This is a genomic window from Mycobacterium sp. NGS57 (assembly GCF_059812405.1).
On the sequence record NZ_JCALCP010000006.1, the window covers coordinates 348,045 to 369,156 of the forward strand.

The window sequence follows — 21,112 nt, forward strand, 5'->3', positions numbered from 1 at the left end:
TCAACCGGCATTTTCACCCCGGCGGTTCACCCGGCGACTGCGACCCCCGGGCCCCACCGCACGCCTTCGCCGGCGGCCATGTTGGTGATGGTGAATCCGTTGGCCGCCCCGTACTCCAGCGCTTCGGCGGGCAGGTCGGGCTGCGTGCTGAGTGCGATGAGTGAGGGTCCCGCCCCGGATAGCGTCGCTGACACGTTATGACGCCGCAGCAGCCGCAGATATTCCGCCGAGGCGGGCATCGCCGGGGCCCGCTGGGGCTGGTGCAGCAGGTCTTCGGTGGCGTCCATCAGCAGGTCCGGACGCTCGGTGAGGGCCACCACCAGCAGCGCGGCCCGGCTGACGTTGAACCGGGCGTCGTCGTGGCTGACCTGCGCGGGCAGCAGCACCCGGGTCTCGGCGGTCGACGAGCGCTCCTCGGGGATCGCGCAGAACAGCCGGATGTCGGGGTGCAGCTGCAGCGGCACGGCCCGGTAGCTGGGCCCCTCGCCGGTGCGCTCGATCCACGACACCACCGCGCCACCCAGCACGGCGGCGGCGGCGTTGTCGGGGTGGCCCTCGAATTCCGAGGACAGCTGGATCAGCCGCTGGACGCTCAGCTGGGTCGAGTCCGCTTGTGCGACAAGGCCGTTCACCGCCGCCAGGCCGCCGACGACGGCCGCGGCCGAGGAGCCCAGGCCGCGCGAGTGCGGGATGGCGTTGTGGCAGCGCACGACCAGGCCGGGCGCTTTGACCCCCGCGGCGTCCAACCCGCGCTGCACGGCGCGCACCACCAGGTGTTCGGCGTCCCGCGGGACGTGGTCGGCGCCCTCGCCCTCGACCAGCACGCTCAAACCGGAATCGGTTGTCTCCACAACGATCTCGTCGCACAGGCTCAGCGCCAGGCCGAGGCTGTCGAAGCCGGGGCCGAGGTTGGCGCTGGACGCCGACACGACGGCGCTGGCCACCAGCCCGGCGGGCAGCATCATGGTCAGGCCAGCCCCAACTGTTCCACGACGAGCACGGGGTCGACCGGCAGCGCGGACACCACCGGCATGTCCTTGAGCGCGGTGTCGGGGTCCTTGAGGCCGTTGCCGGTCACCGTGCAGACCACCGTCGAGCCGCGCGCCACCCAGCCGTCGTCGACGGCCTTGACCAGGCCCGCGATGCTGGCCGCGGACGCGGGCTCGACGAAGACGCCCTCGGAGGCGGCCACCAGGTGGTAGGCGGCGAGGATCTCGGCATCGGTGACGGCGAGGAAGCGCCCGTCGGATTGCTGCTGGGCGGCGACGGCCGCCGCCCACGACGCGGGCGCGCCGATGCGGATCGCCGTGGCGATGGTCTCGGGGTGGCTGACCGGTTCGCCGAGCACCAACGGCGCCGCGCCGGCGGCCTGGGCGCCCAGCATGCGGGGCAGCTTGTCGATCACGCCCTCGTGGTGGTACTCGGTGTAGCCCTTCCAGTACGCAGTGATGTTGCCGGCGTTGCCGACGGGCAGGGCGTGCACGTCGGGCGCGGCGCCCAGCGCGTCGACGATCTCGAACGCCGCCGTCTTCTGGCCCTCGATGCGCACCGGGTTGACCGAGTTCACCAGCGAGATTGTCGGGAAGTCGGCGGCCATCTTGCGGGCCAGTTCCAGGCAGTCGTCGAAGTTACCGTCGATCTGAATGATCTTGGCGCCGTGCATGACCGCCTGCGCCAGCTTGCCCATCGCGATCTTGCCCTGCGGGATGAGCACCGCGCAGGTGATGCCGGCCCGCGCAGCGTAGGCCGCCGCCGAGGCCGAGGTGTTACCCGTCGACGCGCACAGCACGGCCTGCTGGCCGCGGGCCAGCGCGTCGCTGACGGCCATCGTCATGCCCCGGTCCTTGAAGGAGCCGGTCGGGTTGAGGCCCTCGACCTTGAGATGCACCGTGCAGCCGGTCTTTTCCGAGAGTCGGGTCGCGGCGATCAGCGGGGTGCCGCCCTCGAGCAGGGTGACGGGGGTCCAGTCGTCGCCGACCGGCAACCGGTCGCGGTAGGCCGCGATGATTCCCGGCCAGGGTTGGTGGGTGGCCGTTATCCGGGGGGCGCTCACAGGCCGTTTCCTTCCAGTCGGAGCACGCTGGTCACGCTCTGCACGACGTCCAAATCGGCGAGCGCGTCCACGGTTTCGGACAGCGCGGCGTCGGTGGCGGTGTGGGTGACGACCACGACGCGGGCCCCCACCCGCCTGCCGCCCTCGTCGACCACGCCCTCCTGGCGGACCTCGGCGATGCTCACCTCGCGCTTGGCGAATTCCGAGGCCACCGAGGACAAGACGCCGGGCTCGTCGGCGACGTTCATGCTGACGTAGTAGCGGGTGGGGATGAGACCCATGGGCGCGATGGGAAGTTTGGCGTACCGGGACTCCCTCGGCCCGCGGCTGCCCAGGACCCGGTTTCGGGCGGCCATGACGAGGTCGCCGGTGACCGCCGACGCGGTGGGCGCCCCGCCGGCACCCTGCCCGTAGAACATCAGCCGTCCCGAGGCCGCGGCCTCGACGACCACCGCGTTGAACGCGCCGTTGACCGTGGCCAGCGGGTGCGTCAGGGGCACCAGAGCCGGGTAGACGCGGGCCGAAACCCGTTGGCCCTCACCGGTGTTGATGCGCTCGCAGATGGACAGCAGCTTGATGGTGCAGCCCAGGGATTGCGCGGAGGCGAAATCCTCCGGGGTGATCTTGGTGATGCCCTCCCGGTAGACGTCGTCGGCGTGCACCCGGGTGTGAAAGGCGATGGACGCCAGGATGGCCGCCTTGGCCGCGGCGTCGTATCCCTCGACGTCGGCGGTGGGGTCGGCCTCGGCGTAGCCCAGCGCGCTGGCGTCGGCCAGGGCGCTGTCGTAGTCGGCGCCGGTGCTGTCCATCGCGGACAGGATGTAGTTGGTGGTCCCGTTGACGATGCCGGCCACCCGCAGCACGGTGTCGCCGGCCAGCGACTGGGTCAGCGGGCGGATGACCGGGATCGCCCCGGCCACCGCCGCCTCGAAATAGAGGTCCACGTGGGCGCTTTCGGCCGCCTGCGCCAGCTCTCCGGTGGAGGTCGACAGCAACGCCTTGTTGGCGGTGACCACGGATTTGCCGCGCTCGAGCGCCGCGAGGATGGCCTTGCGGGCGGGCTCCACCGGGCCCATCAATTCGACGACGATGTCGACGTCCTCGCGCGCGACGAGCTCGTCGATGTCGTCGGTCAGCAGCTCGACGGGCACGCCGCGGTCGGCGGCGACGCGGCGCACCCCGACCCCGCGCAGCACCACCGGGGCGCCGACGCGGGCGGCCAGGTCCTGGGCGCTGTCCTCGATGATGCGGACGACTTCGCTACCGACGTTGCCCAGCCCGAGAACTGCCACGCCGACGGTCTTTTCGGGCTTTTCGTCACCGGACACGGGTCACCTCACTTCCAGACTCAGCAGGTCGTCGACCGTCTCCCGGCGCAGGATCAGCCGGGCGCGACCGTCGCGCACGGCTACCACGGCGGGGCGGCAGATCATGTTGTACCGGCTCGACAGCGAATAGCAGTAGGCGCCGGTGGCGGCGACCCCGAGCAGGTCGCCGGGCTGCAGGTCACCCGGAACCCAGGTGTCGCGGACGACGATATCGCCGGTCTCGCAATGCTTTCCGACGATGCGGGCCAGCTCCGCGGGTGCGTCGCTGATCCTGGAGACCAGCCGGGCGTCGTATTGCGCGTCGTAGAGCGCGGTGCGGATGTTGTCGCTCATGCCGCCGTCGACGCTGACGTAGCGCCGGTGTGCCGTGGAGCTGACGTCGACGTCCTTGACGGTGCCCACCTCGTAGAGGGTGATGGTGCCCGGCCCGGCGATGGCGCGCCCGGGCTCGACCACCAGCTTCGGCGTGGGCAGGCCGACGGCCGCCGACTCGTTGCCGATGATCGCGCCCAGCTTCTGGGCCAGCTCGGCGATCGGCGGCGGATCGTCGGGCGCCAGATACGAGATGCCGAAGCCGCCACCGAGATCGACCGTCGACAGCTGTGCGGTTTTGTCGCGGCCGAACTCGTCGACGATGTCGTGCAGCAGCCCGATGACCCGGTGGGCGGCGATCTCGAAGCCGGCGACGTCGAAGATCTGCGAGCCGATGTGGCTGTGCAACCCGACCAGCCTCAGGTGGTCGGTGCCGAACACGCGGCGCACCGCGGCCATCGCCGCGCCGCTGGCCACCGACAGCCCGAACTTCTGGTCCTCGTGTGCGGTGGAGATGAACTCATGGGTGTGCGCCTCCACCCCGACGGTCAGGCGCACCAGTACGTCCTGCACCACGCCCGCCTCGCCCGCGATCGCGTCGAGGCGCTCGATCTCGGTCATCGAGTCCAAGACGATGTGGCCGACGCCGGCCTTGACCGCGGCCGTGAGTTCGGAGACGGATTTGTTGTTGCCGTGCAAGGTGATCCGCTCCGGCGGGAAGCCGGCGTGCAGCGCGACGGCAAGTTCCCCACCGGTGCACACGTCCAGCGACAGGCCTTCTTCGTCGATCCAGCGGGCGATTTCCGTGCACAGGAACGCCTTGGCGGCGTAGTGCACGTTGTGGCCGGCGCCGAAGGCTTTGGTCATGTCGCGGCAGCGGGAGCGGAAGTCGTCCTCGTCGATGACGAACAGCGGGGTGCCGTACTGCTGAGCCAGTTCGGTGAGGGCCACTCCCCCGACGACCGCGACGCCTGCGTCGTCGCGAGTGGTGCTGCGCGGCCACACATTCGGGGCCAGCCGCAGCAGCTCCTCGGGGGACTGCGGGCGCTGCGGGCTTTCGGCGTGGCGGCTGTCCTCGGCGTGGCGGGGGCCGGCGGGGTGGACGTTCACATGCGCTCCGGGGCGCTGACGCCGAGGATGGTCAGCCCGTTGGCGACGACCTGGCGGGCGGCCTGGCACAACGCCAGGCGCGCGGTGTGCAGGTCGGTCGGTGCCTCGTCGCCCTGGGGCAGCACGCGGCACGAGTCGTAGAACCGGTGGTAGTCGCCGGCGAGGTCTTCGAGGTAGCGGCAGATCCGATGGGGTTCTCTGAGTTCCGCGGCCGTTTTGAGCACCCGCGGGAACTCGCCGAGGGTGCGCAGCAGCGTGCCCTCCTTGTCGTGGCTGAGCAGCTCGAGGTGATCGGTGCTGGGGATCAGGCCGAGCTCGGCGGCGTTGCGGGCCAGCGCCGAGAGCCGCGCGTGCGCGTATTGCACGTAGTAGACCGGGTTTTCGTTGGAGGCCGAGGACCACAGCGCCAGGTCGATGTCGATCGGGGTGTCCACCGACGAGCGGATCAGGCTGTAGCGGGCGGCGTCGACGCCGATGGCATCGACGAGGTCGTCGAGCGTGAGCACGGTGCCGGCACGCTTGCTCATCCGCACCGGCTGGCCGTCGCGGACCAGGTTGACCATCTGCCCGATGAGCACCTCGACGGTGGCCGGGTCGTCGCCGACGGCGGCGGCCACGGCCTTCAGGCGCGCGATGTAGCCGTGGTGGTCGGCGCCGAGCATGTAGATGCACAGGTCGAAGCCGCGCTGGCGCTTGTCCAGGTAGTAGGCGATGTCACCGGCGATGTAGGCCGGCTTGCCGTCGCTCTTGATCACGACGCGGTCCTTGTCGTCACCAAAGGCGCTGGCGCGCAACCACGTTGCGCCGTCCTTCTCGTAGATGTTGCCGCTCTCGCGAAGTTTCGCGATGGCCTGCTCGACCCGGCCGCTGCTGTGCATCGAGTCCTCGTGGGTGTAGACGTCGAAGTCGGTGCCGAATTCGTGCAGCGATTCCTTGATGTGGCTGAACATCAGGTCGACGCCGATGGAGCGGAAGGTTTCGTGCATTTCCGGGTGGGGCAGGTTGAGCGCGTCGGGCGCCTTTTGGACGATCTGCGCGGCGATGTCGTTGATGTAGGCGCCGGCGTAGCCGTCTTCCGGGGTTGGCTCGCCCTTGGCCGCGGCGATCAACGAGGCGGCGAACCGGTCGATCTGGGCGCCGTGGTCGTTGAAGTAGTACTCGCGGGTGACGCCGGCGCCCTGGGTGGTCAGCAGCCGGCCCAGCGCGTCGCCGACCGCGGCCCAGCGGGTGCCGCCGATGTGGATGGGCCCGGTGGGGTTGGCCGACACGAACTCCAGGTTGATCTTGTGCCCGGCCAGGGCGTCGGAGTGACCGTACGTAGTGCCGGCGTCGATGACGTTGGTGACGATCTTGGCCTGCGCCTGCGATTCGAGGCGCATGTTGATGAAGCCCGGCCCGGCCACCTCGGCCGCGGCGATGCCGTCTTGTTGCTTCAGCGCTTCTGCCAGCCATCCGGCCAGCTCGCGCGGGTTGGCGCCGACCTTCTTGGCCAGTTGCAGCGCCAGGTTGCTGGCGTAGTCGCCGTGCTCGGGGTTGCGTGGCCGCTCGACGGTGACCGACGCCGGCAGCGCGGCAGCGTCCAGCCCGCGCTCGGCAAGCACCGCGGAAGCGGTGACTTTGAGCAGCTCAGCCAGGTCGGCGGGGGTCACGAGCGTCCATCCTATTGGCTCGGGTGCTCTCCCCCCGAATCGTCGCAGTGACGAACCAGCCACCCGGATGCGCTAGTCTAGCGGGGCCCAATTGGCGCGACATTCACGTCCGTGCGCCCCCGTAGCTCAGGGGATAGAGCGTCTGCCTCCGGAGCAGAAGGCCGCAGGTTCGAATCCTGCCGGGGGCACCATCTGACCAGCGCAGATATGATCCCGCGCAAGATACGCACAACTAGAGGTCTGACGGCTGCCGGTGAGGCTGAGTAGGTTCCAGTCCCAGCCGAGAGAAAGGCACAGCCATGACCACCATAGAAACAACCATCCGCAATGTCGTCCTGGTCGAAAATGAGCGATTGCGCGAGCGCATCTTCGCGTCCTGTGATGCGCTCGACGCTGAGGGCTGGGCGACGTGGCAATTACGCGCGCTTGCCGCGCTTCTGGACTCCTTCGTCGCTGAGACCCCTACCGAGACGACCGCCGACGTCATTGACTTGCGCACGGGGCGGCGCTGAGCAGACCTACCATCTTCATTCTGAAGATGGTGCTTCACACCATCGCGGACACGATTCCGTGCGTGGTCATCGCGCTCGTCATCGCACCCTGAGGTGGTTGTGTGCCGCCGCCCACGATCTTGGTGTAGTGCGGATCTTCCTTGGTGCCTGCCGGACCGCCCTGCGCCGACTTACCTGCGCCCGCATCACCCTGCTCGTGCGCGTCGTGGCCCTGAGGTTCCTTGGGTGCCTGAGTCGCGCCAGCGATGTTGGGCGCGCTGAACTGCTGGCCGATCATGCCGCCGAGGATCTGGCTTATCCAGCCACCGCTTCCTGTGCTCGGAGCGCCCATCTGACCGCCGTGTAGGCCGAACGTCTCAAACGGGGCTTTAGCGACGGTGGCCGCGATCTGGCCGCCCTTCTGTATAGCCAGGTTCATTTCCTGTTCGGCGACCTGCGCCGCGATCGCGCCGCCGCCGAAACTGAACGCACCCGCAGCCATCGCACCCGCCTGCTCGGCCAGCCCGATAGCACCTCCGCTGATACCGACGCCGGAGCCGTGGCCGAGACCGGGCTGTGACACCGGGTTGTAGGTGTTGCCTTGAGTTGGCGGCGGCGGGACTGCGCCCAGGCCGGAACCCAAGCCTGTAGGGCTGCCGAATCCTGCCGGGGACGCAGCGAATCCGCCGCCAGCGCCACGCCCTCCCATCCCCGCCATGTACGGGGGCGCCGTCATCGCCCAATGCACATGATCGCGGTGCTCGGAGTTGAGTCCCGCGCCATAGACATCGCCGAACTTCGCGTTCTTGATCTCCCGGTTGCGGTCGAAACCCGCACCGCCGTAGATCAATTCGAGCGTATCTTGTATGTCGTTGTTGGCGACCCAGTTCGCCAGTGCCGACATCTGCTGCGGGCTGCCGTGGAAGTCGAACGCATAACCCTGCTTGGCGCCCCCAGGATGATGCCAGCCGCCGTCATAGTTGTGGGCAGCGTTCTCCCACGACCCGGCGCCGAACGTGTTAGGGATGCCGAAATTCTGCTGCACCCATCCGCGGATCGTGTTCTCGTCCGGTGGTCCGATCGTCGGATGGCCGGCAGACGCACCGAAGTCGGAGCCCGGCGTTCCCAGGGACGTGTAATCGGAGGGCACCGCATGAGGCGCGGAACCGCCCGCGAATCCAGACGGTTTGAACTCGGGGTGTTGCGCGAAAAACTGTCGTAATGCTGGCGGCGCGTCCGGCGGCAAAGCCGAAACTGCTGGCCCGCCACCCGGAAGCGGTCCCGCCGCACCACCGTTGTCCGGTTGGTACCAATCCTTGTAGAAGTTATGCGGCGCCGCGCCTGGCGTGGAAACCGTACCGGGGGCGCCGATCATGGGTTGGGCTACCCACTGGCCATCCGGCCCCATTTGCCACGATGTGCCCGGCGGGGGTAGCCCCGGGGTTGGGGGCAGCGTCGACTTCGGAAGGCTTTTGGGATACCAATGCGGGAGATTCTGATTCGCGAACTCCGGTCCTTCGCCGAGCTGCGCGCCGCTGTGGAGGCCCTTCTGCCACCCGTAATCAATGGCGCCCAGGACGACCGCGAATGCCGCGAGTGGTCCCGCCGCAAGTTCTGCCGCCCCCGCGATCTCTGCGATAGCAGCTTCTATCGCAGGTGCCCCAGAAACGAGGCCCCCAAATGCGGTCGTGACATCCTTCACGTCGCCTTTGAGGCCCTGGTAGGTGGGTCATCAGGCCGCTGGACTTATTCACCACGTCCTGCAAAGGGCCCGGCAACTTGCCGCCGAGCGCCTCGGATAGATCGTCGATCCCCTTGCTGATGCTGCCGTTCTTGAAGTCTTTGAATGCGTCGGTGAACTTGTAGATCGACTTCTCATTGATGCCGATGGTTTACCTCAAACCTTCTGGGAAATCCCGGAGACGGGCGAGCGGTGCACAACCCGCCCGTCCCGGAAGCCAATGCCCCGCCCGCCTGAAAGGGCCGAAGCAACGAGCGGGGCTCGGGTCCACGCGGTGCGCTGCGCGCCGTGGACAGTTTCATCAGCCGGGGAAGGCGTAGGAGAGCGTCGCCGTACCCGATGACGTGATCGCGTACACCGCTACCGGCTCGGCGCCCGTGGTCGGAAACAGCGTCGGGGTATTGGCCGGCACCGGGAATCCGGTTGACGCCGTGACGCCCGAGCCGCCGACGAAAGCTGCTGCGCTGCTGTTGATTAGCACCCCGTCGGAGTCGGGTACAGCGCCAATGGTGCACACCAGCGTCGCGGTGGTGCCGACGCTGACCTGTCCTGTTTGAAGTCCTGACATTACGTTGCCTCCTTCTTGGCGGGCGGCACTGGTGTGACCCATCCGGCCTGTATCCATCGCTTGGTTTGTTCGTCGTCGGGCGCGTTGAACACGTCCCCGCCGATGTAGGGTCTGTCATGCACTACGCGATAGTTGCCGTTGACCTTGACTTTGACTGTGGCGCTTGATGTTTGGGGCATAAATTTAATTCCCTTCTCTTGCGTGCCCAGGAAGATGATCTCGCGTTTGACTTCGGGCTCGGGGTCGTCGTTGAGCGTTAGTCCCCGGTCATCGAAAAGCCAGGGCGTAGCGCTGCAAAGAGCCATCTGATCCCAAGTCAGCGGCCTCACGACGTGGGCAGCCCCGTCACGATGTTGACCGCACTCGGGCGCGGAACACTCAGCGCGACACGCTCTTCGGCGCGCCAACTGAAGGTGTTGGTCGTCCACTGCGTGTCGCCCCACGGGTTGAACTGAAGCAGCAATCCCAACCTCTGCCAGAAGATGCCGCCACCAGCACGCACGCTCATCACCACCGAAGTTCCGGCCGGGCACTGCGTAGTGCAAGCCACCTTCACGCCCCACAGGCTCCCGTACGCGGCCGGGCTGCCCTGCGCGATGATCGAGTAAGGATTGGGCTCACCAGCCGGGCCGGCCGACGCCGGGGACCCGTCCGCGGTCAACCCGAGCGGGCCGGTGGCCTGGTCGAGAATGTAGCTGCCGAACGAGGACTTCTCGCGGCGCAGCGCACCCCAGGTCGTCGGGCTCATGATCACCAGATCCGGCTCGGCGTAGGCCGCGCCGGTACGCACGTCGATGTAGGCCTTGTTCATCGCGTCCAACGGGGTGTCGCTGCCGACCGCGCGGGTCAAGGTGCCCGACGTGTTCAGCAGCCCGTTGAATGTCGCATTCACGGGACCGCCGCTGTAGGAGTTCGAGCCGGCCGTGGTCGCCAGTAGCAAATACGCGGATTCGGCGTTGATTAGCGAGCGCGTCAACTCTTGAGGCAACCACGAACTCAGCGACGCCTGACCGTAGGTGCCGGTGTCCTGCCACGCCTCCAAGCTCGTGGAGACCAGGCCGGCGATCTTTTGCGGCTTTACCTGGTTTTCGGTGATCGTCGGCCCGATGTCGCCCTTCGTGCCACCTTCGGCCACGCCCGCGACCTCCGCTGAGTTCGCCGTGTGCGACAACCACGTCGCCGAGGGTCCGGGCATCGCGGCGCCGGGAAGCAGCGAGGAGATTCGGGTCGGTTCGTAGCCCAAACCGACGGCGTATTGGGTCTGGACCGGCGGCAACTGGCCGCTGAAACCACCACCGATGCCGGACTCCAGCACCGGGGACTTGGTGGTGATCCCCGCCATCCACGGCGCCTGGTCGCCGCCCTTGGTGCCGATCTCGAGCTGGAAGGGCATCTTGGCGTCCATCGCCATTTCCAGCGCCTTCAACTGCGCCGGGGAGATGTCCATCGGGCTCGGAGGGCGCGGGTTGTTGAGGCCCATGCCTTTTGTTTGAGGCCACTGCCCGGCGCTGAGGTGCTCCATCGCATCCGCCGCGGCGCCGAACGCCTTCTTGCCTTCTGCGAGGTTCTGCTTGATCCTGAGCAGCTGCTGCGTCTCCTCGTAGAGACGGTCGACAATGCCCTTGTAGCGCTTCGCGTCGAGGCGCCCTTCCTCAAGAGCCGCAGTGGCCTTGTCGGCCTCCGCGACGATCTCGGCGCTTCGCGCCTTTAGCTGCCGTTCGTCCATGCAGGTATTTCCTTACCGGGATAGCTCGCGCGGGAGAACAAAATCCGCGCAGCAAGAAACAGGGGGGTGGACTTCGACGCCCTGGCCTGGGCGTATCCAATACGGGCGGTTCGGCACCTTAGCGGCGGCCCTAATGTCGAGTGTCCGGTTACCCCGGAGGCCCGAGCGGGCGGCGGCGGCGTCAAGCGGCCTGCAAGCTACCAAATTACCATTCGTCCGAACAGTTTTTCGATAGCTACGCCCGGCGCGTCGTGTAACGCTCGAACGGACGTTCCACGAACCGACCGTTCGATTTGCTGGTTGGACAGGCGTTGGAAGTGGTCGACCGACGATGGCGCGCTGGACCTGCGGAGTTATCTGGGCTGCTGCACTGACGTTAGCGTCAACAACCGCCAGGGCTGCTGTCTGCGTTTATCGAGTTAGCTGACTCTTATTATACAAATCGGTCTAACAACGCGTTAGGCTACCGTAAGCCTTACGATATAGACGTAAACGCGTCCTTGGTAGGCCTCTGACCTGCGATTATACAAGTTTTGGGGAACCTGACCCATTTTTCGAAAACTTGGCAATATTGACGGGGGGTTGGGGGGGTCGCCACTTCCCGTTTGCTGGGGGGATTTGCAGGCCCCCTACCAGCGGTTATGCACCAGCAAACACTTCTAGGAGGGTTTGCTGGACCCATCCAGGGTGGTCGGGGATGGTGATCGTTGACCCTCCTGAGCAGCACGGATGGTCAATGGCTTAGTCACTTCCGGCCAGCAAATGTTAACCGTGGGACCGGCAAACAGATTCCCTGCGGTGGGAGGGTGAACGCGTGTTCGACAGCCATGGGCATTAGTCACTGCCGCCCTAGCCTTGTGCGAACGAGTGTTCGACCCGCCATGGTCATTAGTCACTGCCGACGTGTGTGTTCGAACAGGGGTGGTTTTTAGTCACTGCCCGCTGGACGACTGGTCGTCGAGCTCTTTTTGTAGCCAAGATTCGACCATACGGATCCCGTAGTCGGGATCGCCGACGTGTTTGCTGAGGCCCTTTGCGACGCTGAGGAATCGAGTGGCCAACGCGAGGCAGATCCGCGTTAGGTTTTGGCTGTCCTCGTCGACTGCTGTGCTGATGTCCCGTAGGGCTTGATTGGGCATGGCGATGTCGCCTTGTCGAGGATGGCTGTCGTCGGTATCGACGAGCACGGCCATGATCAAGCGGAGTGCGAGTACGTGAGGATTTCGTTCAGTCACGGTTGCGTCCTTTCCTGTTGGCCGTTCACTGGTGACAGATGGGTGTTACGACCGTTACGAGTGTTTCGGTCCGTAACAGTCGTAACGGTCGTAACACATGTATAGAGGCCTGGTGCTGTCTTGACGATGCGCTCCGCGTTCGCAAGTCGGTTGAGGTAGACGCGCGCCTGGTCCTTGTCGATATCCAGCGCTTGGGCAACGTCTGCGGTGCTGGTGTGGTTCGCAGGGGCGCGGGCGTTGACCAGCGCAATCACGTCCATTGCACGCGGGAACAACCGCTTTGTGTCGCGTCGGCGCTGGGCTTCAGCGGACGCGTCGGCCAGCTCGTTTCCGGCCAGTTCCCACACACCGCCGGCCAGGGTAAAGGCGTACTCACCCTCTGGGGCGTCGCGTCCTGTGACCTGCAGAGTGGCCTCGGAACTGTTACGGGGACGCCGTAACACCAGCACGTAATCAGCGGCACCGGCGAGCCCCAGCGTGCCGGAAAGGTCGTCCACAAAGTCTTCTGACGAGGCCTTTCGCGTGTGATGCACGCCGAGCAGTGCGCTGCCAGGGAACGCATCGACGACGTTCTTGAGTGTTACGCCCGCCTGGTAGTCGGCCAGGTACGCATCGTCGCTAGGCCGTCGCTGCTGCCGCGCGCGCCCTAAGGTGTCGAGAACGATCAAGCCGCCAGCGTGAGCCGTCAACCACTCGGTGATGGTCGGCACCAGTAGCCCCGGACCCACTTTGGTCAGTATGTGCAGCCGATGCGGCGGAAGGCTTTCGCCCCAGGATGCACGGATGCGGCCTTGCAGCCGGCGCTGCGAATCCTCCAGTGCGAGCAGCAAGACGTCGCGTTGCTCGACGGGGATCTTCCCGAACACCCGGCCGCCGCCGGCCACGCCTAGGGCGACGTTGAGCGTCCACCATGATTTTCCTAGCTTGGGCGGCCCCGCCACGATGCCGAACCCTTCGGTGATGATCCCGTGCACGAACTGCATCAGCTCGGGGAAGTCCTCATGATGCAGCTCGGCTGCGGTAATCACCCCCGACAGCAATGACTCCGGTGCGCTCACGACGCGACCCGGCCGCACGCATCGTGTAACAGCTCGGCCAACTCCCGATCGGCGCCGCCGCGGTGCCACAGCGCCCGGCGCACCTCAAGCGGGACCAGCGGCATGTGACCGGCCGCGACGACGTGACGGGCGGCATCACGCCAGCCATCCACGGCGCGGTCACTCAGCGGTGGTTGGGTGCATCGGCACGGCCAGGGGTCGCGGCATCCGCAGTCGAGTGGCACCATGCGCCGTGCGGCGGCGCGCCGCCGGCGCAGCTGTCGGGCGACGTTGGTAACATGTGGGGCACTGGTGTAGTTACGAGTGGGCCGCTCCGCGGGGAGCGGCCTTTCTCGTTCCGGGGGGCTCACGCGGCACCGACCGGCGCGAGCAGCGCATCGAGGTCAGATTGCTTGACCTTCAACAGTTTCGGGCCGACGCGGACGGCGGCCAGGTCGCCGCGGTCGATCCAACGGCGCACGGTTCGGTAGTGGACGCCAGCTTGCCGGGCGGCTTCGGTGAGCCCAATTAGTTCTGGATGCCGCCGGTCACGGCGATTAGATGGTGCAGACATTTCCAGAGGCCTTTCAGCATCATGAATAATGCCGTTCGGCCGGACGAACCTGGAAACGGGGGCGCATGGTGCGCAAAAATGACTATACGCCCGAATGGGTTACGGTTCGGCACTCGACACGCCGAGCTGCGTCGCTCGCTTGCACAGATAGAGCAGCGGGATTTGATGACATGTAGTCACGAGGAGTTCGTCGGCGATGCGCCGATAGGTTGCGTCGGTCATCTCGGCTTGCTTTGAGCATTTGTCGCAGCGGATGGTCCACGCCGAATGTCCGTCATCCCACACGGTTCGGGACAGGGTGGCCTCTCCCCAGCTCCGCTTAACCTGTTCCTGCGGCATTTCATAGGGCGCCTCGCTACCGATCTGTATTCGCGATGCGATGATGAACGCGGTCGATTCGGGCTCTGCGACAATAGTGAGCTCGCTGTTCGGGCGGTCGTCGACCAGTAATGCGACAAGCCGGCCGCAGCAGGTCACCGCATAGTCGGTCATTTCTTTTGTCCCGCAGCAAGTTTCGATAGTCGTTCGGCGATCTCAGCGTCGCGGCCCGCAGCCACGTGCTGATATTGCAGCGCCATCTGCGGGGTGGTGTGGCCCAGTCTGTGCATGAGTTCTACTGTGGTGGCGCCGGATTGTGCGGCTAGCACCGCGCCGACGTGTCGAAGATCGTGCACGCGAAGGTTTGGTTTGCCGATCGCCTTACGCGCGTTTTCCCAATGGGTTCGGTAGTTGTCGCCATGCATTTGGCTGCCGTCCTCGTTAGCGAACAGCAGCGATTGGGGATCGCTGGGTACGTGATTCTTCAGGTGGGCCTTGACGATTGGACGGATGTGCGGGGGTATCACGACATCCCGCACACCGGCCGCGGTCTTGGGCTGACCTACAGTGAACGCGCCTTTTCGGTACGTGACCGCCCGCCGCACCCGCAACACAACCGCGTCCTTACTGACGTCGCTGCGCCGCAGCTCCGAGGTTTCCCCCCACCGGAGCCCGCACCATGCAGCCAGCGTCACCGAGGCGCGCAACTCCGCAGGCATCTTGGCGGCCAGGCGGTCGACCTGCGCCGGTGTCAGCACATCGACGTCGCGTTTGCGTTTGGTCTGCATCGCCGCGCGGATGCGACAGGGATTGGCGTCGAGAACTTCGTCCTGGATGGCTGTCGCACAGATCGCGTGCAGCAACGCATAGGCGTGGGCGTTGCGGGTCGGGTGGCCGGCGCCGAGGTCGGCGTGCCACTTGCGGACCTTGGCCGGTGTCAACGTGACCAGCTTCGCGTCCCCCAGATCCGGCAGTACCAGCCGCTCAAGCATCGACTGGTAGTGCAGACGGGTACGGGGCCGCAGCGACCGCTGCTGTATCCACTTGTCGGCGTAGGCGCGTAGCGTAACGCCGTCGCTGCGTTCGACTGCACCCCAGATACCGAGGTCGATTTTGCGCCGTTCGGCAGCCAGCCACGCCTCGGCGTCGGTTTGGTGCAGATAGGTCTTCGGCCCCAGGTGCAGTTTGCCGTCCGGGCCGACGTAGGCCGCGCTGTAGCGTCCGGACCGTTCTTGGCGTATGCGGCCGAATCCGCGCCGCTTACGTGGCACCGCTCAGATTCCTGCACAATATTTGCACCACTAAATCATTACACAACGCCCGGCAATGTGACATACTGCCGGGTAGGTGAAAGTGCCGAAATCACAGGTAGAGGCGCGGAAACCGCAGGTAATGAAGCTAGCCACGCCGGAACTAGCCGTCAGGTTCGAATCCTGCCGGGGGCACCCTTTGACCAGCGCAGATGCCCTTGCGTGCAAGATACGTGAAATAACGGGCACCTAGCAGCTCTGCTCCGCCCCACGGTCAGCCCGGCCCACGGTCGCCTCCGCATCGCTAACGACGTCGGGTCCCGGCTCGGGTACTGGTCGCGCTGCAAGGTCCTGTACCGCCCCCGGCGGCCGATTAGGACATCGCTTTGCGGGAGTCGGACAAGTAGTCGAGGTCCAAGCTTTCGGTACAAAGGACGCGCGAAAGTGGAAAATCATCGATAGAAGCCAGCTCCGCAGTAACCGAGCTCACCGAGCCGACAAGACCCAAAGAATGTGCTTCGGCTTCGCACTGCCGAGCCCAAATCTCGATTAGGTACTGCCACGCGAAGTACCGGTCGCTCTGGCTGCGACTCGTCTCGCCAAGGTATTTCACATATTTGTTGATTTGGGCCTTGAAATATTTATCCGTTGGCGCGTCGAGGTCATCCGGTGGCTCTCCGACGTCTTCTGGGAACGGAATGATGTTGGCCTGAAGGATGACAATGAGAGTCAATTGGTGCGGTGGCTGCGTCCAGTCCGCGCATTGGACCCTGATTGAGTGAACGCCGGCCACCGCTTGCCCGAGCGGTGATTTCTCCTTGCGCGCCTTAGCTTTTAGAGCTTCTGTAAGGGGATTTAGGCAATCATTGACTTCGTTTGGGTACGCAAAGCGTCCGTAGCGGCGCGAGACCGAGAATGCGAATTCCCTTACCTCCTTATCTGATTCCACTCCTGCGACGCGGTCGCACGGGATCAATGCGGTCTTCGCCACCGTGGTGATGCCGTCGAGGTCTGCAAAAAAGTCCGCACCGGCTCTGGGGACGGCTACGTATTGTGTCCGTGCGCCCGACGTTGCCTCACGGAAATCATCGCGGTCCCACAGGCGTACCAAAGGGGCAATCTGAATACGCTCGCGATGGGGTAGTGACGCATCGCATGACTGGCTGATGACGACCACGCTATCCGTATCTTCGACCACTTTGGGCGTCCAATTATGGTCAAACACAAAAGCTTTGGCGTTGCGGAAGATATCCCCCTGACGCCACTCGCTGCATGATGTGCCTAGCTCGGGTGCCGGAATTTGATCTGTGTCATCCTCAGTCAAACCAAATAGCGCCAGAATCCTTCCGATACCCCACACCGCTATAGCTCGACTTCACCCACCGGCGTACGCAGGGGCTCGCGGATGGCATCAATGAGGCGTTCAGGGCCAAAAGGTGCGCCCCAAGTCGGGCCAGCAGAATGCTCTTGGCGTAGACGGTCGATGACACTCAATCCGTCTGGTTCAACTTGAAGTAGCCGCGCACGAACCACCTCTGGCGTCGATCCATCAGGCATTTCAGACTCAAATCCGCGGATGATCGCAGCGAAGGCGCGCAGTCGGCGAGCATTCGACTCGTTGAGCCGTCCACCATTGGCCCACATATGAACCGCCCGCCGGGAAACGCCGAAGATCTTGCCCAGCTGATCCCATGTGAGTCCGGAGTGTGCCTTGACCCATGCGACCTCTTCGCGGTCGCTGCGAGACTCAGCGCTGCGAGGCGCGGTTGGAACCGGCTTCGGCCTAACCGGAGGGGCGAAAGCGCCAGAAGCCGTACGATTTACAGCCGCGAGCGATTGTATTGCACCGTAATTACCGCCAATTGAAGTCCCTGCTATGCCGCCGAAAGCGGCAAGGCCAGCCATGATCAGCGATATGCCCGCTTTGGTCACATTCGGACAGTCGGGCGGCACATCGGTGCCGAAATCGCTGAACTGATAACGATATTCGGTCACTTGATCGCAAACGTCTACCGTCATCGTCACATTGCACCCCCAAAAGCGATGAGGAATTCTTCTGTCACAGCCCACCGGAAGAATTGATAGCCCCTGAGCGCTAAATTCCGTACGTCCTCGTAGAGGTCCCCGCCCTGTTGTGTGCCGGGTGCGAATTCGCGGAACGAATCCGTGTCAAGCATCCATGTCGGGTAGTCGTACGTCGGCACCGAGCTATCGATGGTCGTGTCGGCCGGCAGCATTCCCCACCGCGCCATAAACGACGCATCATCGGGCAAGCGATAGCGTGCTTCGGTGACGGCCGAAAGCAGTTCGGCTTCCTCCTCGTGTTGGGATCTCGAGATTCCTAAGACCTCGGGCCGCAACAGTTCGGGCAGGCGACCGAGGAGATCCGGCTGTGTCAGTTGATTGACGTATCGAACGCCAAGCCGACTGATATACGGCACGGCCACATGCTCGTTCAAGGCCTTCCACGCGTCAACAAGCCGCTGAGCGAAATCCCTGCGACGTACATATTGGGTGGTGTCGATGCTGAGGAAGGCCCCACAAAAAGTGATTTGCCAGTGGCGATCACCGCTGAGGAGACGAAACAGTCGGGTAGTACTGCGATCCTCGCTGACGCCGTCAGCGGTGATGGTCATCGTCACTTCTTGACCGATCTCCATCAAGGGATACTGGTCGGCAAGCGCGTCGGCGACCTTTTTGCCGACGGCGTCCTCGTTGGTAGAGAACCTGGTGAGGTGCGGAAACCTGACCTGTGCGATGGTACGAACAAGCGGAGCCCTCACCAACGGGATGTTGGTGTCGGACTCGGCGAAGGCGAATGGATGCGCTGCTGCCGCCATGCTTCACACTGTACTTCACACTCGTGACAAGATGACAGGTTTCACCCAACGGGCCTGGGCGCGCGAGGACGCCGCGCTTTAGCGATGCACAGCAGAGGTGCGGGTCAGCTCGGTTGCCCGTCATTCAGCGGTCACGCATCCGGTCTTCAACTGATCACGCACCCGGTCTTCAGCGTTGCGGCCGGCCGAAGCGCTACTGGAAGACGGGCGGCTTGCACCGGAATTTTCACAGATCACGATGTGAATGACCCCGGGAGCGCATACGCTTCCCATCGACGAGTCGAGCAAAGTCACCAAACGCCACCGGCACCAATAGGAGGGTTTGGGGAGCATGTTGTTTCACACAGCTTTCGTCGCAGCAGTAGTTATCGCGACCGCAACTATTGGTTTGGCATCGTCGGCTAGCGCGCTTTCAGCACCTGAGTGTTACATGAATGTCAACAACACTTGCGTTCCGAACCCCACAGCGGACCCCGCACCATCAGACCGGCCACCTACCGCCATATGTCGAGATGGCGACTACTCGTTTAGCCAGCACTATTCTGGGACCTGCTCCGGTCATCGTGGCGTTCGCGAGTGGCTCGTGGCAGGCTGCGGCTACTAGCGAGGAATAGCTCCATGAGACGGTTAATCAAGATCATTCCGAGTCTTCTAGCAGGAGCACTGAGCTTTACTGCAACATGGCTCGCGGGACCAGCAAATGGATACTACGGCGGCTGCTACAAAGACGCGTATGGCAACTGCTACTTTGCACCGCGCAGCTTAGAGACCCCGGACCATTCACCGGAAGATCTGGCAGCGTGGGGTACAACACCAGACCAAAATTTCGCCTACTTGGTGACCCACGACGACGACGCCCCCGAATTCCGAATCATGGACTTTCCCACGGTGAAGGGGCAGGCGTTGTGGGCGTGCCAAGAAGTAGAGAACGGTGTGCAGAGCAACGTCACGGTTGCTGCTCTGCAAAGGGCGGGTGGATACACCTATGACCAAGCCGACGACATAGCTGCTGCGGGCGCAGCCGTCTACTGCCCGTGGACGATCCCGACGGCGGTGCCGCCACCACCGCCACCTCCGCCGCCAGTCGAGCCCCCCCATGGCTACAGCGATGGTGACTGATTGCCCGGTAGTACCCGCTCGATCCGGGATCTCAGATGGCGACGGTGCGCGGATCCCGCGATTTGATGCCCAAGGTGGTGATTATGACCTGAAGCAACGCCGGTTGCCAGCCCGGAGAGCCGCTCATGCCTTCGATGACTTTGGCGACGAGCGCCGGGTCGAGGGATTGTCCGCCGGGGGCAGAAGCGCCACACCCAGCGCCGTGGACGCGAACCCGCCCGTCGCCCGATGAAACGCGCCGGCGGCGTCGAAGGACTGGCCCGACACGGTGTCATGTTTGCCGAAACCGAACGAGTATGCGCGTCTATCTTAGCTGCGAATATTCTTAGCTGCTGAACGCGGCCGCCCATGCGGGATAACAGCAAGGCCGACGGAAAGCGTTGTCTCGCTGTGTATTACGTTGGCTCCGGACTGTCGGAACTGTCACAGCGCTTTATGATGCCTGACCGCCAACGGCCCACTGACCGACGGCGGCCGAACGGCTGGCCGGAGTCGCTAGGCCGTGACGACGCTACGAGCGCCGAGCACTTCGTGTGAATCGGACGCATCGCAGCCAGCGGCGGTCAAGGCGGCTCGCAACGCGGTCAAGGCATCGATGAGCGAACCGGCAGTCGTGTCCGGCACATCAATAGCCCAACCGGCCCGCAGATCGGCCACCGACGCCGTGTAGTCAGCGTCAACGCCGCCCTTGGCCAGCTCGTCGGTCACGGAGTCCAGAAGTTCCTCGAACCGGGCGTCGTCGTCGGGATCGTCGTCGCCGGGTGTGAACTGCAGCTCGATTTCGTATATCCGAGGCATCGTCACTTCCCTCTCACTCGTCCCAACACGTCCCGCTGGAGACGTGCCCGCGTCTGTCCCTCATCGTATGGGTTCGACCGGCTGAGCGTCAGATTCGAATCCTGCCGCGGGAACTCTTGTTTTCGCAGGTCAGACACGATTACCGTGGAAGCCGTGGCCAGCCAGGCGTCCGACGTCGCACTCGAGGCCCAGGTGCGGGCATTCCTGGGCGCGCTCGACGAACGCCTGCACCGCGACGAGACCATCCGGGAGCGCACGGCGGCCATCGAAGTGCCCACGTCCGACGACCCCGAGGCTCGCCAGCGATACCTCGCAGAGCTGACGCGCGTCTACGCCGAAAGCCTCGGCGGCCTGTACGACCGCATCGCCGCGCACGGCCAGTCCATCTGCCAGCTGACCGACGAACCCGAGATCACCGACGGCGTCCGCAAGATGATGGCGCTGGCCGCGGTGGAAAGCGCCGACATCATCAAACTACTGAAAAGCGCTGCGGCCGCGGCGAATCGAAAGAGCCTTCGCACCATCGCCGCGGTGTTCGTGGCGGGCTTCACCGCCGGCGCGCGCCGGCTGCCCCGCCAGACTCAGCTCGACCAGCTGACGCTGGACCTCACGGCGTATTGCCTCACCCGCTTCCCGCCGCCCGACCTCGGCTGACTAGCGGGCCGGCGACGGTGCGGGTTTGGTGAGCGACATCGACTTCACGCTTCCGTAACAGCCGGTCGTACGCGCGAATTTGGCTATACCGCATCGCGTTTGGGTGTCAATACTGCGCTAGCAGTCATCGGCGCCGGCTTGCCGATCTAGTTGTTGGTCGGTGGTGGCTGGGGTTGGAAGGGCTCGTACCACCACCAGTCGGCGCGCTCGCCGATGGGTCCGGGGCAAGGTGCTACCGCGGGCGGGGGTTGGGTCGGTGGGCGGGCAAGCGATCCCGGGTTCAGTGGTCGCCCGTCGCTGTCGGTGACG

The 21,112-nt window shown here is 64.9% G+C and carries 23 protein-coding genes, 1 tRNA gene and 1 pseudogene; 5 read left to right on the forward strand and 20 right to left on the reverse strand.

The genetic code is table 11. From position 1 onward, the window contains the following. Positions 1-26: 26 nt before the first annotated feature. The 5 genes from thrB to argS are packed head-to-tail and all read right to left on the reverse strand — an operon-like array spanning position 27 to position 6,452. Entirely contained in the window at positions 27-962 is a 936-nt protein-coding gene (gene thrB / locus AC5Y43_RS14230) for a homoserine kinase (protein ID WP_499973444.1), read from the reverse strand. A 5-nt stretch (positions 963-967) separates the two neighbouring features. Further along, a complete protein-coding gene (gene thrC / locus AC5Y43_RS14235) occupies positions 968-2,038 on the reverse strand; it encodes a threonine synthase (RefSeq protein ID WP_499973445.1) in 1,071 nt (356 codons plus the stop codon). Positions 2,039-2,049: 11 nt separating this feature from the next. Then, on the reverse strand, positions 2,050-3,381 hold the full coding sequence (locus AC5Y43_RS14240) for a homoserine dehydrogenase (protein WP_499973362.1): 1,332 nt from the start codon (positions 3,379-3,381) through the stop codon (positions 2,050-2,052). 3 nt (positions 3,382-3,384) lie between these two features. Next, positions 3,385-4,803 carry a diaminopimelate decarboxylase gene (lysA, locus tag AC5Y43_RS14245; RefSeq protein WP_499973364.1) on the reverse strand — a complete coding sequence of 473 codons (1,419 nt, stop codon included), beginning with the start codon at positions 4,801-4,803 and terminating at the stop codon, positions 3,385-3,387. Next, the gene (gene argS, locus AC5Y43_RS14250) at positions 4,800-6,452 is read right to left on the reverse strand and encodes an arginine--tRNA ligase (RefSeq protein WP_499973366.1); all 1,653 of its coding nucleotides are present in this window, start codon (positions 6,450-6,452) and stop codon (positions 4,800-4,802) included. Before argS ends, lysA begins: the two co-directional genes overlap by 4 nt. Before the next feature lie 115 nt (positions 6,453-6,567). Here argS and AC5Y43_RS14255 point away from each other — a divergent pair. Then, positions 6,568-6,643: transfer RNA gene (locus tag AC5Y43_RS14255), tRNA-Arg, on the forward strand. Between the two features lie 108 nt (positions 6,644-6,751). Next, a complete protein-coding gene (locus AC5Y43_RS14260) occupies positions 6,752-6,964 on the forward strand; it encodes a hypothetical protein (RefSeq protein ID WP_499973367.1) in 213 nt (70 codons plus the stop codon). Between the two features lie 34 nt (positions 6,965-6,998). On the opposite strand, the gene AC5Y43_RS14265 is transcribed toward AC5Y43_RS14260, so the two are convergent. The 13 genes from AC5Y43_RS14265 to AC5Y43_RS14325 all read right to left on the reverse strand — a co-directional run bounded on the left by AC5Y43_RS14265 (position 6,999) and on the right by AC5Y43_RS14325 (position 18,232). Next, a complete protein-coding gene (locus tag AC5Y43_RS14265) occupies positions 6,999-8,645 on the reverse strand; it encodes a hypothetical protein (RefSeq protein ID WP_499973370.1) in 1,647 nt (548 codons plus the stop codon). A 340-nt stretch (positions 8,646-8,985) separates the two neighbouring features. Further along, entirely contained in the window at positions 8,986-9,252 is a 267-nt protein-coding gene (locus AC5Y43_RS14270) for a hypothetical protein (RefSeq protein WP_499973372.1), read from the reverse strand. Beyond that, positions 9,252-9,581 (reverse strand): hypothetical protein, encoded by a 330-nt coding sequence (locus AC5Y43_RS14275; protein WP_499973374.1) that lies wholly within the window; start codon positions 9,579-9,581, stop codon positions 9,252-9,254. The genes AC5Y43_RS14270 and AC5Y43_RS14275 overlap by 1 nt, the downstream gene beginning before the upstream one ends. Next, positions 9,578-10,978: a phage major capsid protein gene (locus AC5Y43_RS14280; protein ID WP_499973375.1), complete on the reverse strand. Its 1,401-nt coding sequence runs from the start codon at positions 10,976-10,978 to the stop codon at positions 9,578-9,580. Before AC5Y43_RS14280 ends, AC5Y43_RS14275 begins: the two co-directional genes overlap by 4 nt. Positions 10,979-11,910: 932 nt before the next feature. Beyond that, on the reverse strand, positions 11,911-12,213 hold the full coding sequence (locus AC5Y43_RS14285) for a hypothetical protein (RefSeq protein ID WP_499973377.1): 303 nt from the start codon (positions 12,211-12,213) through the stop codon (positions 11,911-11,913). Beyond that, positions 12,210-13,271: an AAA family ATPase gene (locus tag AC5Y43_RS14290; protein WP_499973379.1), complete on the reverse strand. Its 1,062-nt coding sequence runs from the start codon at positions 13,269-13,271 to the stop codon at positions 12,210-12,212. The genes AC5Y43_RS14285 and AC5Y43_RS14290 overlap by 4 nt, the downstream gene beginning before the upstream one ends. Further along, the gene (locus AC5Y43_RS14295) at positions 13,268-13,423 is read right to left on the reverse strand and encodes a hypothetical protein (protein ID WP_499973380.1); all 156 of its coding nucleotides are present in this window, start codon (positions 13,421-13,423) and stop codon (positions 13,268-13,270) included. Before AC5Y43_RS14295 ends, AC5Y43_RS14290 begins: the two co-directional genes overlap by 4 nt. A 194-nt stretch (positions 13,424-13,617) precedes the next feature. After that, positions 13,618-13,824, reverse strand: a complete 207-nt coding sequence (locus AC5Y43_RS14300) for a helix-turn-helix domain-containing protein (protein WP_499973382.1) — start codon at positions 13,822-13,824, stop codon at positions 13,618-13,620. Between the two features lie 99 nt (positions 13,825-13,923). Continuing rightward, complete coding sequence (locus AC5Y43_RS14305) at positions 13,924-14,316, reverse strand: hypothetical protein (protein ID WP_499973384.1); 393 nt, start codon at positions 14,314-14,316, stop codon at positions 13,924-13,926. Then, positions 14,313-15,413, reverse strand: coding sequence for a tyrosine-type recombinase/integrase (locus tag AC5Y43_RS14310; protein WP_499973386.1), 1,101 nt, complete (start codon positions 15,411-15,413; stop codon positions 14,313-14,315). The genes AC5Y43_RS14305 and AC5Y43_RS14310 overlap by 4 nt, the downstream gene beginning before the upstream one ends. Before the next feature lie 352 nt (positions 15,414-15,765). Further along, complete coding sequence (locus AC5Y43_RS14315) at positions 15,766-16,752, reverse strand: hypothetical protein (protein WP_499973388.1); 987 nt, start codon at positions 16,750-16,752, stop codon at positions 15,766-15,768. A 2-nt stretch (positions 16,753-16,754) separates the two neighbouring features. Continuing rightward, the gene (locus tag AC5Y43_RS14320; protein ID WP_499973390.1) at positions 16,755-17,411 is read right to left on the reverse strand and encodes a hypothetical protein; all 657 of its coding nucleotides are present in this window, start codon (positions 17,409-17,411) and stop codon (positions 16,755-16,757) included. A 2-nt stretch (positions 17,412-17,413) separates the two neighbouring features. Continuing rightward, entirely contained in the window at positions 17,414-18,232 is an 819-nt protein-coding gene (locus AC5Y43_RS14325; RefSeq protein WP_499973392.1) for a TIGR04255 family protein, read from the reverse strand. Between the two features lie 430 nt (positions 18,233-18,662). Here AC5Y43_RS14325 and AC5Y43_RS14330 point away from each other — a divergent pair, with 430 nt between their 5' ends. Together AC5Y43_RS14330 and AC5Y43_RS14335 are read left to right on the forward strand one after the other, a co-directional pair. After that, complete coding sequence (locus AC5Y43_RS14330) at positions 18,663-18,836, forward strand: DUF3761 domain-containing protein (protein ID WP_499973447.1); 174 nt, start codon at positions 18,663-18,665, stop codon at positions 18,834-18,836. A gap of 14 nt (positions 18,837-18,850) precedes the next feature. Continuing rightward, positions 18,851-19,351 carry a DUF732 domain-containing protein gene (locus tag AC5Y43_RS14335; RefSeq protein WP_499973393.1) on the forward strand — a complete coding sequence of 167 codons (501 nt, stop codon included), beginning with the start codon at positions 18,851-18,853 and terminating at the stop codon, positions 19,349-19,351. Between the two features lie 495 nt (positions 19,352-19,846). On the opposite strand, the gene AC5Y43_RS14340 is transcribed toward AC5Y43_RS14335, so the two are convergent. Then, positions 19,847-20,155, reverse strand: coding sequence for a hypothetical protein (locus AC5Y43_RS14340; protein WP_499973394.1), 309 nt, complete (start codon positions 20,153-20,155; stop codon positions 19,847-19,849). Between the two features lie 147 nt (positions 20,156-20,302). On the opposite strand from AC5Y43_RS14340, the gene AC5Y43_RS14345 reads away from it, so the two are divergent. Further along, complete coding sequence (locus tag AC5Y43_RS14345; RefSeq protein WP_499973396.1) at positions 20,303-20,803, forward strand: hypothetical protein; 501 nt, start codon at positions 20,303-20,305, stop codon at positions 20,801-20,803. Positions 20,804-20,949: 146 nt separating this feature from the next. Here AC5Y43_RS14345 and AC5Y43_RS14350 read toward each other — a convergent pair. Continuing rightward, positions 20,950-21,112: pseudogene (locus tag AC5Y43_RS14350) on the reverse strand (hypothetical protein); the annotation flags it as partial.

Bases quoted from the DNA above. Each gene is read 5' to 3' on its own strand.
- thrB (WP_499973444.1), bottom strand. From the start codon at position 962: ATGCTGCCCGCCGGGCTGGTGGCCAGCGCCGTCGTGTCGGCGTCCAGC.
- AC5Y43_RS14260 (WP_499973367.1), top strand. From the start codon at position 6,752: ATGACCACCATAGAAACAACCATCCGCAATGTCGTCCTGGTCGAAAAT.
- AC5Y43_RS14270 (WP_499973372.1), bottom strand. From the start codon at position 9,252: ATGTCAGGACTTCAAACAGGACAGGTCAGCGTCGGCACCACCGCGACG.
- AC5Y43_RS14280 (WP_499973375.1), bottom strand. From the start codon at position 10,978: ATGGACGAACGGCAGCTAAAGGCGCGAAGCGCCGAGATCGTCGCGGAG.
- AC5Y43_RS14300 (WP_499973382.1), bottom strand. From the start codon at position 13,824: ATGTCTGCACCATCTAATCGCCGTGACCGGCGGCATCCAGAACTAATT.
- AC5Y43_RS14305 (WP_499973384.1), bottom strand. From the start codon at position 14,316: ATGACCGACTATGCGGTGACCTGCTGCGGCCGGCTTGTCGCATTACTG.
- AC5Y43_RS14320 (WP_499973390.1), bottom strand. From the start codon at position 17,411: ATGACGGTAGACGTTTGCGATCAAGTGACCGAATATCGTTATCAGTTC.
- AC5Y43_RS14325 (WP_499973392.1), bottom strand. From the start codon at position 18,232: ATGGCGGCAGCAGCGCATCCATTCGCCTTCGCCGAGTCCGACACCAAC.
- AC5Y43_RS14330 (WP_499973447.1), top strand. From the start codon at position 18,663: ATGAATGTCAACAACACTTGCGTTCCGAACCCCACAGCGGACCCCGCA.
- AC5Y43_RS14335 (WP_499973393.1), top strand. From the start codon at position 18,851: ATGAGACGGTTAATCAAGATCATTCCGAGTCTTCTAGCAGGAGCACTG.